The sequence below is a fragment of the Sporosarcina beigongshangi genome (genome assembly GCF_033485195.1).
GTDB classification, from domain to species: Bacteria; Bacillota; Bacilli; order Bacillales_A; family Planococcaceae; genus Sporosarcina; species Sporosarcina beigongshangi.
In genome coordinates, this window is the sequence record NZ_JAWLIR010000031.1 from 1 (window position 1) to 14,075 (window position 14,075).

A 14,075-nucleotide genomic window follows, 5' to 3' on the forward strand; every position below is an offset into this window, starting at 1 on the left:
ACTATTAATTGTATCTATGTCATTCATGACAAATTTTATTATAACAAGAATAAATTCTTTTTCAAGGTTTTTCTTAAAAAACTTTATTCGTGACAGCAACTTTTACATAGTACCATATCTTTTGCATATTAGTCAAATCTGTTTCATAACGTACAGTAGATTGTGCACAAGGGGGACAATATATGCGTAGCAAATATTTTTTAGTTTTCATCGCTTGCCTTGGACTATCCTTATTTCTTCCCCCATTGCCTGAGCAGGCATCATTGACGAGCGTTTTTCGCCTGACAGACGAGCCTGCCGTTATCACGCGGGGGACAAGCGGATCCGTCTTGACCGTCAATATTTCATTCGGCGATGTTGAAGTCGAACAGTGGGTTCAACAATTAGCCAAGCCATATCCACTTTTATTTGTCGATATAGATTGGGCTGAACGATTCCCAAGCACCGTGCGACTCATCCGTGAAAAAAATATCCCTGTTGGACTTCTTGGTCATCAGGGCGATGCTTACGAGCAAGACAATTCACTATTTCTCACACAGCTCGAGCAATTTGAAACTCTTTTCGAGGTGAGGCCACTTTGGTTCCGCACAGTCGACGAAGTTTTCCCTCAATCCCTTCACACACAGCTTTTGGAAGCGGAAATCAATGCACTCGGCTCTTCCATCGTCTGGCATGGTGGTGATTCCCCACCCATCGTAGAAGGTGAAATTATATCCGTTCCCCATCACCGCGATGATCATATCGTACTGACCGAACTGAAAAAAGTGTATAAAGGGCGGACATTTTCAACTATTGAAGATATGTTATTCAAAACGACTGTGAAAACAAAAAAAATACCGAACTAATTAATTACTCACAAGGCTTCATCCTCATTTAATTTACTGTGTGAAAATAAAAAAAGCGCAGTTGCCAAAAGGACTGCGCTGTTTGTTATTTCGCTTTCGCTGTTTTCCGTGCTTTTCTACGTTCTTCGAGCTTAATCTTATCCTCATCTGACTGCCTATTGTACTTCGGTAGCATCAGTAACTGATAAGCATTCACCGCTAATAATGGGAATAGTAAAATTGTCACCCACGTATCGATATTGCCTGAACGTACCATCAATGCTGGTAACCATTCAAGTGTTGTTACGACAATCATGAAAAACAACGCCGAAATGAGCGTATGCTTTTTCGTCCATCTCGCCTTGAAATACGCAGTAATTGCAGACACGCCGATTAGCGATGCCAACAAACCAATATACAACAACGTCCGTCCTGTATCATCAGAAGTTAAACGGAAGCGGAAAAAGATTAGGTCAAACAAAACGACTGCGATGATCAATAACTGAACCCAATTCCATAGCGTCAATGTTTTAAACATATTGACACCGAATTGGTGAATTGTTAAATAAGCAAAAAAGCCCATTTGAGCAACAACGCTCATCGTAAACCCAAGAAACACCATCCACAGAAGAGCGCCGGTAAATTGCCAGTACTCGCCATCTGTTAAATATTGCGAAAAGAATTCCCAGCGAACAATCAATCCCATGACCGCTGTCACAATTCCACCGATTAGTAATGCATTAAAAAAGAATTTTATCCAATTTCGTATGGTCACAACAATAATCCTCCGTTTGTTTAGTGCTTTTACTAGTGTAACAACGTTTCGACAAAAAATCTATTTACTTACACATTCGATGCATATTCCCCGTCATTTTGTGAACAATAAATGAAAATGCTTGTTGAAGGGAAAAGGATTTCCATGAAAAAAAAGTGTTTTCATTTATTGTTGCTACTCTTGCTTTTAACCGGATGCGCGGGACAACAATCCGGTCCCTCATACGACGAAATGAAAAAAATGATGACAGATACCTTGCAAACGGAGGATGGCAAAAAAGCCATCAAGCAAATGCTTGCAGACCCTGAATTCAAAGAACTTCTTATCTTGGATCAGCCCGAGGTCAAAAAATCCATCGAAGACACATTATTATCGAAGAAAGGAGAAGAGTTTTGGAAAAAAACATTTGAAGATCCCAAGTTCACGGAAACCATCGCAAAAAGCATGAAAGAACAACAGCAAGAAATTATGAAGCTACTGATGGATGATTCTTCTTTCCAGAAAGAACTTGAGGAGTTTTTCGGCCAGCCCGATATGCAAAAGCAACTGGAGACGGTTATGCAGTCTGGAAATATGAAAAAACATTTGGAGAAGGTTGTCGGAGAAACAATCAATAGTCCACTTTTACAAACAAAATGGCAGGAACTTATTTTAAAAGCTGGCGAGGTAAAACCAGCGGAAGGTGGCGAGGGAGGAGCCGGAGGTAGTGGGCAAGGAGGGGATCAATCTTCGGGTGGAAGTGGCGGAAGTAAAGGAAGCGGAGGGGGCAAGTAGCCCCTCCGCTTCTTCAGCTTATGATTTTGTTGTTTTGCTAATAACATTTTCTGCAATGCCTGTGTAAATTTGTCCAATCGGATGGTCTCCCGCATAGACAGATGGAGCAAAATCCTCATCATTCCAGTCCGGTTGTCCAAGTGGAATCTGGCCGAGTAGCTCCGTACGTAGTTCTTCTGCTAGCTTTACGCCGCCACCCTGACCGAAGACAAACTCGCGCTCTCCAGTCGTTTTCGATTCGAACCAAGACATGTTTTCAATAACTCCTAGAAGTTCGTGATCCGTTTGAAGTGCCATCGCACCTGCACGCGCCGCAACAAATGCAGCCGTTGGATGTGGAGTCGTCACTACAATCTCTTTCGACATCGGGATCATTTGATGGATATCAAGCGCAACGTCCCCCGTACCAGGTGGAAGGTCGAGTAATAGATAGTCTAAATCGCCCCACTCCACATCGCGGAAAAATTGGTCAAGTGCTTTACCGAGCATCGGGCCACGCCAAACAACTGGCGCGTTATCTTCGACGAAAAAGCCCATTGAAATCACTTTAACGCCTAGACGTTCAACAGGAATAATCCGGTCGCCACGAATGACTGGTAATTCCGTTACCCCCATCATATCCGGTACACTGAATCCGTATATATCTGCGTCGATAAGTCCAACCCTTTTACCAAGACGCGCAAGCGCCACTGCTAGGTTTACTGACACTGTCGATTTACCCACGCCGCCTTTACCAGACGCGATCGATATAAAATCAACACTGCTTAGCGGAGATAAAAGATCCTGTGCCTCTGCATCCGTTGCCGTCCCACGGAATTGCTCCAACACTTCTCTTGGCAATTCCTCAAAACGGATACCGACAGAACCTGCTCCAGCACCCTTCAATAGCTCAACAACCTTCATCTGCAGTGGCATTTGCTCTGCTGTATTTATTTTTGCAATCGCTACTTTGACACTCACATGATTCTTTTCTGGCTTGATGGAAACTTCAGTAATTCCCTGCGTCTCTTCAAGCGTTTTATGTAAAAACGGATCCTTCAACTGGCCTAACAATTCACGTACTGTTTGCTCATTGATCAATTCCGACACTCCTTGGAGGTATATTCATTCGCCTCCAAGTATACCATAATAACTTGCCGTTAAAGTTAGTAAATGCTCATTTTTCTTCCATTTGATGAAAGTCAATAATCCCCTGTAAAATAGCGTCTGCAACTTTATTTTGATAGGCGGGGTCTGTCAATAAGCTTCTTTCCTCCGGATTAGATAGGAAGCCTGTTTCGACAAGCACAGAAGGCATCGGGACTTTCTTTAGCAAATAAACTCCCTTAATTGCCATCGCTTCACGTTCTGTATTTTTTAAATTGCCACGAAAAGAGTCCTGTATCGACTTCGCCAGCATTTCGCCCCCTGGATTACCTTCAGGATGATAAAACACCTGCGATCCACGCCACTTCTCCTGTGGAATGGCATTGACGTGCACACTGATGAACATATCAGGATTTTCATCGATTGCGATGCTTTCCCTCAGCTTTAAATCAGCCATCTTCCGTTGACGTGTCGTGTTAAACTTTTCCTCAGGTGCATGTTCGGCTAATGCGTCGCCACCTTTTAGCCGAGTCATCACCACTGTCGCCCCCTTCTTTTCAAGTTTCTTTTTCAATTCATGCGCAATGCTCAATGTAATATCGCGCTCCACTACATCGCCCGCTGAAGCCCCACCATCCAACCCTCCATGGCCTGGGTCCACAACAATTTTCACACCGCCCAGCTCCTCCGGCATGAAAAAGTTACGATCCGATGCCTTGACACCATAGAGGACGACTCCTAACGAACAAACAAACAGTAAACCAATGATAACCCATCGTTTCATATGGACACCGCCTTTTTCCTTCACTATACGCAGTGTCCGTGAAAGATATGTCCTATTTTCGAATCAAAAAAAGAACCTCGAAAGGTCCTTAAAATGGTCTATTATTCAGTCGCGCCTGCCCATTCCAGCATACCGCCGACCATATTTGTAACGTCATAGCCTTCCGCATCCAGAAATTCTGAAGCACGCCCACTACGTCCACCAGAACGGCAAATTAGAATATAAGGCTTTGCTTTGTCCAGCTCATCCAGACGCTCTACTACTTCTCCTAAAGGAATATGGACCGCTCCTGGAATTATCCCTTGCGCCACTTCATCCGCCTCGCGCACATCCACTAAATTCAGTTCCTGCCCTTGCTCTAGTAATTGCTGTAACTCAGTCGTCGTAATTTCTTTCATCATTTAACGCCTCCAAACTTTTTCTTACCCTTCACTTTACCATAGCTATCCCTTTTCTACGACAAAACGAAACCCAATTAGGCGATACCTATACGCTTTGCTATACTTATGAGACAAGACTCTTCCAAGGAGGCCGACACTTGCATGACTGAATCTATTTCCTATACAACTGAAGAAATTGCCCATATTTTAAAAGTATCGAAATTAACCGTTTATGATTTAATCAAAAAAGGGCTGTTGCCTTCCTACCGTGTCGGGCGACAAATACGTGTTGATGCCCACGATCTCAACGCTTATAAAGAACAAATGAAAAGTGGACACTCGACCATGAATCTAGCGTCGCCACTGATTGAAAGCCCCGAATCATTGTCCAGTTCACTTCGACAAGTCATCATTAGCGGGCAGGATATTAGCTTAGATATTCTAGCCAACTATATCGAGAAAAGCTCAACAACCATCCGCCCGCTACGTTCCTATACAGGTAGCTTGAATAGCTTAGTCGCCATGTACCAAGGGAAAGCAGACGTTGTAAGCACGCACTTATACGACGGGGATACTGGTTCCTATAACCTCCCCTATATCCGCAGAATGTTAGTCGGGCATTCCTATATCGTCATCAATCTTCTGTCACGTTGGGAAGGATTTTATGTTAAAAAAGGCAATCCCCATAACATTCAAACCTGGGCGGACTTTATAACCTCAGGAATCACAATGGTAAACCGAGAAAAAGGGTCAGGCACAAGAGTATTGATTGATGAACAATTACGATTGGCTGGCATTTCCCCTCATGACGTTCAGGGCTATTACGCAGAGGAATCGAGCCATATTGGAGTCGCAAGTAAGGTAGTTAGTGGACAAGCCGATGTAGGCGTAGGCATTGAAAAAGCCGCCCGCCTCGTCGACGTCGACTTTATCCCCATTATTCAAGAGCATTATGACTTAGTCATCATGAAGGCAGCACAAAATACCGAATTCATCGAGCTATTGCAAAGTATTGTGCAATCAGAGTCCTTCAAAAATGAGCTCGCAGCCATTGGAGGCTATGATCTATCACGAACAGGGGAAATTATGTACGAGACTCCTTAATGACCCCTTGTTCAAGGAATAGAATGCGATCACCTAACTTTTCAGCCTCATCCATATCATGCGTCACAATAATGAATGGAATTTTCCACATTTCATGGAGTCTCAGTAGTTCGTCCTGGCACTCAAGACGTGTTTCTCGATCCAAGGCAGACAATGGCTCGTCCAATAATAAAACAGAGGGCTCCGTCGCCAATGCACGTGCCAACGCAACGCGTTGCTTTTCCCCGCCGGAAATCTGGTGGGGATATTTTTTAATCAAATGCCCGATGCCCAGTACGCTAATCAGCTGGTCACTGCGCGACAGTGCTATTTTATTTTTAACGCCATAGCTAATATTCTTTTCCACCGTCATATGCGGAAATAGTGCATAGTCTTGGAATAGATAACCGACATTTCTTTTCTGCGGCGGCAGTGATTGACCTTTCCCTTGAAAGTACACTTGCTCATTTAACGTAACCAAACCCTCATCTGGTTGATCAAGTCCGGCAATGACATTTAAAATCGTCGTTTTCCCTGCCCCCGAAGGACCAACTAGAACGACAATTTCGTTCTCCACCTTCAAATGGACATCCACCAAAAAGTGCGCCAACGCTTTTTTAATTCGCACGTCTAACATCTAATCACCTTCTTACGTATGTCCATTTTTATACCGTTGCATATTGCGCCTACTCCACCAATTCAACCACATAATTGTACTAAAACCGAGTGCCACGATAATGACTACCCAAAAAGTAGCCTTTTCCATTTGGCCCGATTCAACTGCAAAGTAAATCGCCATCGGAATCGTATCCGTCTTACCAGGAATATAGCCCGCCAACATCAATGTCGCACCAAATTCACCAAGCCCACGTGCGAAAGACAGCACCAAGCCCGCAAGCAATCCTGGCCAGGCGAGCGGAAAGGTAATCGTTCTAAATACCTTCCACTCCGAGGCTCCCATCGTCCGTGCCGCATTTTCCATCCGACTATCCAAACTATCAAACGCCGCGCTAGCACTTTGATACATCAACGGGAAAGAAACAACAACCGAAGCAATGACCGCGCCAATCCACGTAAACACAATCTGGACATCAAACCACTCGATTAGCCAACTACCGATCCATCCTTTTTTACCAAACAGAATGAGCAACCCAAAACCAACAACCGTCGGCGGTAGCACTAGCGGTAATAGAAACAATGATTCGACAATGCTTTTCCCAAAAAACTGTTTCCTAGACAATACATGCGCAAAAAACACACCCGTTATGAACACAATAACAGTGGAGATCCCCGCTATTTTTAACGATAACATCAATGGCGTGTTGTCAGTCATAGTCACAAGTATTCCCCCTACTTACTTAAAACCGTATTTCTTCAAAATTTCTTTTCCTTCGTCACCCGTTAAGTATGCCAAAAAAGCCTTAGCCTCTTCCGGATGTTTAGTTTCTGAAACAACCGCTCCAGGGTAGACAATCGGTCCATGCCATTCAGCACTAGCTGTAGCCAACACTTTTACCTTGTCCGAAATTTTCGCATCACTTGAATAAACCACGCCTAAATCTGCATTGCCCATTGCCACATGCGTTAATACTTGGCGTACGTCCGAGCCTAACACCATCTTATCCTGCAACGACTCCCATGAACCAATATTCTCTAACACCTCTTTTGTATAACGCCCAACTGGCACACTTTCAGGCTCACCAATAGCAAAATGAGCAATCGTTGACGGATCAATATCTTCAAACGAATCCACAGTGAATGATTCGTCTTTATTTGTAATTAACACCAATTCATTTGTCGCAAAATTAATGCGGGTTTCCTCTACTAACAACGCCCCTTCATCCAATGTATTCATATCTTTTGAACTCGCAGATAAGAACAAATCCGATGGAGCACCTTGCTCAATTTGCTGCACTAACTTTCCAGAGCTACCAAAGTTAAAAGTGACTATAATATTTTCATGTTGCTGTTCAAAGCTAGTTTTCATGTCCGTTAAAGCATCCGTTAAACTAGCAGCGGCTGATACCATTATTTCAACCGGTTCAGCCGACTTATCCGCACTCTCAGCAGAACAACCTGCAGAGAAAAGTAACAAACAACTAATTACCAAAAGCCATACTCTATTTTTCAATAAAAATCCCCCTGCCGAAACACTATATATAATTAGTTATAACTGGATATAACTAATTATAAGTAAGTGCATATTACAGGTCAAGAAATTATCCAACTAATAGGGAAATCCCTATATGATGAATACGACATAAAAAAGCCCTCCTCCACGAATGGAAAAGGGCTTTGATTTGAAATATTAACGTTTTGAGAACTGTGGTGCACGACGTGCGCCTTTAAGACCTGGTTTTTTACGCTCTTTCATTCTTGCATCACGCGTAAGTAGTCCTGCTGATTTCAACGTTGGACGGAAATCAGGATCTACGTTTAGAAGTGCACGTGCAACGCCGTGACGGATTGCGCCTGCTTGTCCTGTGTATCCGCCACCGTGGACGTTTACAAGGATATCGTAGCTTCCAAGAGTTTCTGTTGCTACTAATGGTTGCTTAATGATTTCACGAAGTGTTTCAAATGGTACGTAGTCTTCTGCGTCGCGGTTGTTGATGATAATTTTACCATCTCCAGGAACCAAACGAACACGAGCTACTGAACTTTTACGACGGCCAGTGCCGAGATATTGTACTTGTGCCAAAGGTGTTTCCTCCTCTTAATTATCCGCGAAGCTCGTATGCTTCCGGTTTTTGTGCTGCGTGCGGATGTTCCGCTCCAGCATATACGTTCAATTTCTTGAATGTTTGACGACCTAAAGGACCTTTTGGAAGCATTCCTTTGATAGCCAATTCAAGCATTTTTGTTGGGTAGTTCGTGCGCATTTCTAGCGCTGTACGTGATTTAAGGCTACCAGTGTAACCTGAGTGACGGTGATACAATTTGTCTTTCAATTTGTTACCTGTAAGTTCAATTTTCTCTGCATTGATAATGATAACGTGATCACCTGTATCAACGTGTGGTGTGAACGTAGGTTTATGCTTGCCGCGCAAAAGTGATGCAACTTCAGAAGCAAGACGACCAAGCGTCTGTCCTTCAGCGTCGACAACGAGCCATTTACGCTCTACTTCGTGACCTTTAGCCATGAATGTTGTACGCATGTTTTTATCCTCCTAAATGAATATCAATTCAATTGTTCCGTTTTCTCTATCCCTAAACACAATTAACCTTCCGGGGCTTTTTTGTGGGGTTATTGAAATACCATTACTCATCTTACATCGAATGCCACAATAAGTCAAGCACCTTTCTTAAAAACACCAGGAAAAGTTGCCTCAGTCCCCGTAGGTTACACTTTCTAAGTACAAACCGTGTGCCGGTGCGGTTTTGCTTGCTTCATTACGATCGCGTAATTCCAAAATCCGCTTGACATCATCTGGACTATTCCACCCTCTGCCAACTGCCAAAAGCATTCCCGCGATGGTACGGACCATGTTGTACAAGAATCCATCGCCCTCAATCGTCATGATCAGATACTCCCCTTGCTTTTCAAGGGTCAGTTGCCTGACTGTACGTACTTTATTGGACGTTGCGGTTTTGGATGAGCAATAACTTGTAAAATCATGCTTGCCAATTAAATGAAGTGCCGCCTCCTGCATACGTGCCACATCAGGTCGTAAATCGCCAAGATGAACCGAAAAATTACGGTCAAAAGGGCTGTGCACCTCACTATATGACCAGCGATAGCTATACGTCTTACCCTTTGCTGAATAACGCGCATGAAAATCCTCATCGACATATTCAACGCCCATAATTCTTATGTCCGTAGGTAATAAAACATTCAATGCCCGCTGCCAGCGATCCAGAGGGAGCCCAAGCGCTGTATCAAAATGAATGACTTGTCCATTTGCATGAACACCCGCATCCGTTCGTCCACTTGCCACCGAATGCACAGGCATCGTTTTATGAATCTTCACCAATGCCTTATCGATTTCCGATTGCACCGTCCGCATACCCGGTTGGGACTGATACCCTGCAAAGTTTGTCCCATCATAAGAAACAACTGCTTTCACACGTGTCATATGCAACTACCTCCTACCCTCTCGCAAGCACAAGCACTACTACGAGAATAACAAATAACACCATGACCAACGTATCGCGCCAATGCCACCTCAACTGCCGATAGCGCGTTCTTCCCTCGCCCCCACGATAGCCACGAACCTCCATCGCAACCGCAAGATCCTCAGCACGTTTAAAGGCGCTGACGAATAAAGGAACAAGCAACGGAATGACTGCACGGATACGCTGCTTAATAGAGCCTGTACTAATATCCGAGCCTCTAGCCAACTGCGCTTTCAAAATCTTATCTGTCTCATCCATCAACGTTGGGATGAATCGTAAGGAAATCGACATCATCAGCGCCAACTCATGCACGGGCAATTTAAAACGTTTAAATGGACCTAATAAATCCTCTAGTCCATCCGTAATTGAAATAGGCGAGGTTGTTAACGTCAGTACGGACGTCATTAACACAAGCACAAGGAAACGAATCGAGATGAAAATAGCTTGTCTCAATCCTTCCTCATAAATTTTAATGAATTTCCAATCCAGCAACAATGCACCCTCTTTTGTGAAAAAGATATGCATGAGAAACGTGAAAATAATTAAGAATAAAATCGGCTTTAAGCCATTCATTAAAAAGTATAAACGAATCCGTGAACTAAAAATAACCAGTAACGTAAACCCTAGTAATAGTCCATACGTCAACGCATTATTTGCCAAAAACACTGTAATGATGAATAAAAAAACGAATAAGAGCTTCGAGCGTGGATCCAGCTTATGCACAAATGACGTCCCAGGTATGAAGCGTCCGAAAATCATTTTTTCTAACATTCTCGGTCACCTTCTTCCTTCGTCGCTTGGACAATGGCCTCGGCAAGCTGTTCCTCTGTTAAAGCTAATGTTTGCAAAGGACGACCTATCATCTTCTCAATATCACGCTGGAACTTCACAGACCGCGGTAAGCCCAGTCTGAAGGATTTTAATTTCTCTTCATCCCCGAACACTTCCTGTGGCGTCCCTGATAGCACAGAGCGGCCATCATGCATGACAATAATATTATCTGCATAACGCGAGGCATCCTCCATACTATGTGTCACAAGGATCATCGTTAGCTGTTCTTCGACATGCAGCCGATGGAACAGCTCCATAATTTCTTGTCGACCTCTTGGATCAAGTCCAGCTGTTGGCTCGTCTAATACCAGTATGGACGGTCTAAACGCCAACACACCTGCAATGGCAACCCGGCGCATTTGCCCACCCGATAAATCGAATGGCGACTTCTGTGCAACTTCAGGTGGCAATCCAAGGAGCGCAATCAATTCATGCGCTCGCTTCCTTGCCTCTTCCTCAGGCACACCAAAATTCATCGGTCCGAACATAATATCCTTTTCAACCGTTTCTTCAAACAGCTGATGCTCCGGAAATTGAAAGACGATTCCCACATGCCTGCGAACATCCTTCAAACCCTTTGCCTTCGTACCCGCAGAAATGGTTGTCTTACCAATTTGAACAACCCCTTCTGACGGTTTCAATAAACCATTCAAATGCATCAGTAACGTCGATTTGCCAGAACCCGTATGCCCAATGATTGCCGAATAAGAGCCGGAACGGATTGTGGCGTCTACACCTTGCAATGCCCTCTTCTCAAAAGGCGTATCTTTTCCATATAAATAGCCTACTTGCTGAAGTGAGATGTCCATAATTCATTCACCAACTCTTCTTCTGTCATATGTTCACCATCAAGCTCTAATCCAAACTGTCTAAGTAAATTAGATACCTTTAACGCAAACGGTAAATCCAATCCAATCGCTTCTAATTCATCCCCTCGAGCGAAAATTTGCTCGGGCGTTCCAACGGTTAACACTTTCCCTTTATTCATAACGATAATACGATCTGCCAGTAACGCTTCTTCCAAATCATGTGTGATTGAAATAACAGTCAGACCTGTCTTCCGCTTGAGTTCCTCAACAATGCGAATGACTTCGTCACGACCTTGCGGGTCTAGCATAGAAGTCGCCTCATCCATGATTAGTAGACGAGGTTCAAGTGCCAATGCGCCCGCAATCGCAACGCGTTGTTTTTGTCCGCCAGATAAATGGTGCGGCTCATGATTAAGAAAATCACTCATCTTCACTTGCGCAAGTGAATCGTGGACCCGAATTGTCATTTCCTCGAAAGAAACACCATTATTCTCTAAAGCAAACGCCACATCATCTTGGACTGTCGAACCAACAAACTGATTATCTGGATTTTGAAAAACAATGCCCATTTGAGATCGAATATCCCAGATATTTTCTTCCGTCAGCTTCTCGACAAACACATTGACATTTCCCTCGTCCGGGAACAGTAGTCCAATCATCAATTTTGCAAGGGTCGATTTGCCAGAACCATTATGACCGACAATCGCAATCCATTCACCATCCTGCACCGTGAATGACACGTCATCAATGGCCTTCTTCACTTCCTCATCCTCAGTTGGATAAGAAAAGCTCACATGATCAATGGACAGGATTTCCTTCATCACACCTAACACCTCCAGCTATATGTATAATACGAAGGATTCCTTGCAATACGCTAAGGAATCCCCTTCTATCATGTCAAAACTTATTTTTGAATAAAAAAAAGCGCGCACCTCATCCGAAGAAATGCGCTCATATCTATGACTAATACTGGGTGCTCAATCCAGTATCGCGGACGAGGTGCGTAGAGCTAGACCAGTCGGAGAAACTCCCCGCTGATCATAACACTCAGCTTTTAAAGTTGTCGTATAAATCCTTACAGTGTATTGAAAAAGGGTATGTCTGGCTTACGCACAGCCATACCCTCTTTAAAAGTAAATCAATTAAGCAGGGGAACCCCTACCGAATTAAATTAAACTAATTCGATTACGACTACAGGTGCACCATCGCCACGGCGAGGTCCCATTTTCATAATACGTGTGTATCCACCTTGACGCTCAGCGTAGCGTGGAGCCACATTATCAAAAAGTTTTTGGATGGCAAAGATTTCTGTCTCCTTGCCTTCTTCGTCCGTTACTGAAACGAGTTCACGACGGATGAATTGTGCAACTTGACGACGTGCGTGCAAGTCTCCACGTTTTCCAAGTGTAATCATTTTTTCAACTACAGAACGCAATTCTTTCGCGCGTGCTTCAGTTGTTTGAATACGCTCATGTACGATAAGGTCTGTCGCTAGGTCGCGAAGCATCGCTTTACGTTGTGAACTTGTACGTCCAAGTTTTCTGTATCCCATTAGAAGTTTCCCTCCTCAATCTATAAATTGGCTCAATCTTCTAAGCGTAACTCTAGGTTAAGCTCGTCCAATTTTGCTTTCACTTCTTCAAGTGATTTACGGCCGAGATTTCGCACTTTCATCATTTCGTCTTCAGACTTGCTAGCAAGTTCAAGAACAGTATTGATGCCTGCGCGTTTCAGGCAGTTGTAAGATCTAACAGAAAGGTCGAGTTCCTCAATCGTCATCTCAAGTACTTTCTCTTTTTGATCTTCCTCTTTTTCCACCATGATTTCAGCAGTTTGTGCTTCGTCAGTCATGCCGACAAATATATTTAAGTGCTCAGTAAGAATTTTTGCTCCAAGCGCAACAGCTTCTTTCGGACCAATGCTTCCATCTGTCCAAACATCCAATGTCAACTTATCGAAGTTCGTCATTTGACCAACACGAGTGTTTTCCACTTGGAAGTTAACACGTGAAACTGGAGTGTAAATAGAGTCAATCGGAATAACACCAATCGCAAGATCCTCACGTTTGTTCTGATCAGAAGGTGCATAACCTCGACCACGTACAGCATACATACGCATGCGCAAGTGTCCGTTTTTACCAAGTGTTGCGATAGGTAGTTCAGGATTCAATACTTCTACGTCACTATCATGTGTAATGTCAGCAGCCGTAATCGTACCTTCACCTTTCACATCTATTTCAATCACTTTCTCTTCATCTGAATAGACTTTAAGAGCTAGTTTCTTCACGTTCAAAATAATTGTTGCGACGTCTTCAACGACACCTTCAATTGTAGAGAATTCATGAAGTACACCATCGATTTGGATAGATGTAACAGCGGCTCCAGGCAATGAGCTTAATAGGATGCGGCGCAGGGAATTCCCTAGCGTATTACCATATCCACGCTCAAGTGGTTCGATGATAAACTTACCAAACTTGGAATTATCACTGATCATAACTGTTTCAATCTTCGGTTTCTCAATCTCGATCATTTATTTACCCTCCTTTAAACGTCGAATGTATAGGCCGTTCCATATTGAAATCGAGTTTCACAGACGGCAATTTGCAATCGCACA

At 43.6% G+C, this 14,075-nt stretch carries 18 protein-coding genes; 3 read left to right on the top strand and 15 right to left on the bottom strand.

Annotated features, from left to right (window positions below):
• Nucleotides 1–182: 182 nt before the first annotated feature.
• The gene (locus R2B77_RS13355) at nt 183–845 is read left to right on the top strand and encodes a polysaccharide deacetylase family protein (RefSeq protein ID WP_203247910.1); all 663 of its coding nucleotides are present in this window, start codon (nt 183–185) and stop codon (nt 843–845) included.
• Between the two features lie 85 nt (nt 846–930).
• On the opposite strand, the gene R2B77_RS13360 is transcribed toward R2B77_RS13355, so the two are convergent.
• Nucleotides 931–1,599, bottom strand: a complete 669-nt coding sequence (locus R2B77_RS13360) for a KinB-signaling pathway activation protein (protein ID WP_203247909.1) — start codon at nt 1,597–1,599, stop codon at nt 931–933.
• Nucleotides 1,600–1,743: 144 nt separating this feature from the next.
• Between R2B77_RS13360 and gerD the strand changes: the two genes are divergently transcribed.
• Complete coding sequence (gerD, locus tag R2B77_RS13365) at nt 1,744–2,373, top strand: spore germination lipoprotein GerD (RefSeq protein WP_203247908.1); 630 nt, start codon at nt 1,744–1,746, stop codon at nt 2,371–2,373.
• An 18-nt stretch (nt 2,374–2,391) separates the two neighbouring features.
• Here the strand turns inward: gerD and R2B77_RS13370 are convergent, their stop codons facing one another.
• The 3 genes from R2B77_RS13370 to R2B77_RS13380 form a co-directional block, all read right to left on the bottom strand.
• The gene (locus tag R2B77_RS13370) at nt 2,392–3,453 is read right to left on the bottom strand and encodes an Mrp/NBP35 family ATP-binding protein (RefSeq protein WP_203247907.1); all 1,062 of its coding nucleotides are present in this window, start codon (nt 3,451–3,453) and stop codon (nt 2,392–2,394) included.
• Nucleotides 3,454–3,529: 76 nt separating this feature from the next.
• A complete protein-coding gene (locus R2B77_RS13375; protein WP_203247906.1) occupies nt 3,530–4,243 on the bottom strand; it encodes an N-acetylmuramoyl-L-alanine amidase in 714 nt (237 codons plus the stop codon).
• 101 nt (nt 4,244–4,344) lie between these two features.
• On the bottom strand, nt 4,345–4,641 hold the full coding sequence (locus tag R2B77_RS13380; protein WP_203247941.1) for a rhodanese-like domain-containing protein: 297 nt from the start codon (nt 4,639–4,641) through the stop codon (nt 4,345–4,347).
• A gap of 144 nt (nt 4,642–4,785) precedes the next feature.
• Here R2B77_RS13380 and R2B77_RS13385 point away from each other — a divergent pair, with 144 nt between their 5' ends.
• Complete coding sequence (locus tag R2B77_RS13385; RefSeq protein WP_203247905.1) at nt 4,786–5,727, top strand: substrate-binding domain-containing protein; 942 nt, start codon at nt 4,786–4,788, stop codon at nt 5,725–5,727.
• Here the strand turns inward: R2B77_RS13385 and R2B77_RS13390 are convergent.
• The 11 genes from R2B77_RS13390 to R2B77_RS13440 all read right to left on the bottom strand — a co-directional run bounded on the left by R2B77_RS13390 (nt 5,708) and on the right by R2B77_RS13440 (nt 13,991).
• Complete coding sequence (locus R2B77_RS13390; RefSeq protein WP_203247904.1) at nt 5,708–6,343, bottom strand: ATP-binding cassette domain-containing protein; 636 nt, start codon at nt 6,341–6,343, stop codon at nt 5,708–5,710. The two genes, R2B77_RS13385 and R2B77_RS13390, sit on opposite strands and share 20 nt — an antisense overlap.
• A gap of 12 nt (nt 6,344–6,355) precedes the next feature.
• Complete coding sequence (modB, locus tag R2B77_RS13395; RefSeq protein WP_212391601.1) at nt 6,356–7,039, bottom strand: molybdate ABC transporter permease subunit; 684 nt, start codon at nt 7,037–7,039, stop codon at nt 6,356–6,358.
• Nucleotides 7,040–7,060: 21 nt separating this feature from the next.
• Nucleotides 7,061–7,837, bottom strand: coding sequence for a molybdate ABC transporter substrate-binding protein (gene modA / locus R2B77_RS13400; RefSeq protein ID WP_203247902.1), 777 nt, complete (start codon nt 7,835–7,837; stop codon nt 7,061–7,063).
• 177 nt (nt 7,838–8,014) lie between these two features.
• Nucleotides 8,015–8,407, bottom strand: a complete 393-nt coding sequence (rpsI, locus tag R2B77_RS13405; protein WP_203247901.1) for a 30S ribosomal protein S9 — start codon at nt 8,405–8,407, stop codon at nt 8,015–8,017.
• A gap of 19 nt (nt 8,408–8,426) precedes the next feature.
• Nucleotides 8,427–8,864: a 50S ribosomal protein L13 gene (gene rplM, locus R2B77_RS13410; RefSeq protein ID WP_203247900.1), complete on the bottom strand. Its 438-nt coding sequence runs from the start codon at nt 8,862–8,864 to the stop codon at nt 8,427–8,429.
• 171 nt (nt 8,865–9,035) lie between these two features.
• Entirely contained in the window at nt 9,036–9,782 is a 747-nt protein-coding gene (gene truA, locus R2B77_RS13415) for a tRNA pseudouridine(38-40) synthase TruA (RefSeq protein ID WP_203247899.1), read from the bottom strand.
• 13 nt (nt 9,783–9,795) lie between these two features.
• Nucleotides 9,796–10,593 carry an energy-coupling factor transporter transmembrane component T family protein gene (locus R2B77_RS13420; RefSeq protein WP_203247898.1) on the bottom strand — a complete coding sequence of 266 codons (798 nt, stop codon included), beginning with the start codon at nt 10,591–10,593 and terminating at the stop codon, nt 9,796–9,798.
• Entirely contained in the window at nt 10,587–11,462 is an 876-nt protein-coding gene (locus R2B77_RS13425) for an energy-coupling factor ABC transporter ATP-binding protein (protein ID WP_203247897.1), read from the bottom strand. Before R2B77_RS13425 ends, R2B77_RS13420 begins: the two co-directional genes overlap by 7 nt.
• Nucleotides 11,438–12,283, bottom strand: coding sequence for an energy-coupling factor ABC transporter ATP-binding protein (locus tag R2B77_RS13430; RefSeq protein ID WP_212391593.1), 846 nt, complete (start codon nt 12,281–12,283; stop codon nt 11,438–11,440). Before R2B77_RS13430 ends, R2B77_RS13425 begins: the two co-directional genes overlap by 25 nt.
• Nucleotides 12,284–12,633: 350 nt before the next feature.
• On the bottom strand, nt 12,634–13,014 hold the full coding sequence (gene rplQ / locus R2B77_RS13435; RefSeq protein ID WP_203247895.1) for a 50S ribosomal protein L17: 381 nt from the start codon (nt 13,012–13,014) through the stop codon (nt 12,634–12,636).
• Nucleotides 13,015–13,046: 32 nt separating this feature from the next.
• On the bottom strand, nt 13,047–13,991 hold the full coding sequence (locus tag R2B77_RS13440; protein WP_203247894.1) for a DNA-directed RNA polymerase subunit alpha: 945 nt from the start codon (nt 13,989–13,991) through the stop codon (nt 13,047–13,049).
• Nucleotides 13,992–14,075: the final 84 nt, after the last annotated feature.

Coding starts and splice junctions, on each gene's coding strand:
- R2B77_RS13355 (WP_203247910.1), top strand. CDS start 183: ATGCGTAGCAAATATTTTTTAGTTTTCATCGCTTGCCTTGGACTATCC.
- gerD (WP_203247908.1), top strand. CDS start 1,744: ATGAAAAAAAAGTGTTTTCATTTATTGTTGCTACTCTTGCTTTTAACC.
- R2B77_RS13375 (WP_203247906.1), bottom strand. CDS start 4,243: ATGAAACGATGGGTTATCATTGGTTTACTGTTTGTTTGTTCGTTAGGA.
- R2B77_RS13380 (WP_203247941.1), bottom strand. CDS start 4,641: ATGAAAGAAATTACGACGACTGAGTTACAGCAATTACTAGAGCAAGGG.
- R2B77_RS13385 (WP_203247905.1), top strand. CDS start 4,786: ATGACTGAATCTATTTCCTATACAACTGAAGAAATTGCCCATATTTTA.
- R2B77_RS13390 (WP_203247904.1), bottom strand. CDS start 6,343: ATGTTAGACGTGCGAATTAAAAAAGCGTTGGCGCACTTTTTGGTGGAT.
- modB (WP_212391601.1), bottom strand. CDS start 7,039: ATGACTGACAACACGCCATTGATGTTATCGTTAAAAATAGCGGGGATC.
- rplM (WP_203247900.1), bottom strand. CDS start 8,864: ATGCGTACAACATTCATGGCTAAAGGTCACGAAGTAGAGCGTAAATGG.
- truA (WP_203247899.1), bottom strand. CDS start 9,782: ATGACACGTGTGAAAGCAGTTGTTTCTTATGATGGGACAAACTTTGCA.
- R2B77_RS13420 (WP_203247898.1), bottom strand. CDS start 10,593: ATGTTAGAAAAAATGATTTTCGGACGCTTCATACCTGGGACGTCATTT.
- R2B77_RS13425 (WP_203247897.1), bottom strand. CDS start 11,462: ATGGACATCTCACTTCAGCAAGTAGGCTATTTATATGGAAAAGATACG.
- R2B77_RS13430 (WP_212391593.1), bottom strand. CDS start 12,283: ATGAAGGAAATCCTGTCCATTGATCATGTGAGCTTTTCTTATCCAACT.
- rplQ (WP_203247895.1), bottom strand. CDS start 13,014: ATGGGATACAGAAAACTTGGACGTACAAGTTCACAACGTAAAGCGATG.
- R2B77_RS13440 (WP_203247894.1), bottom strand. CDS start 13,991: ATGATCGAGATTGAGAAACCGAAGATTGAAACAGTTATGATCAGTGAT.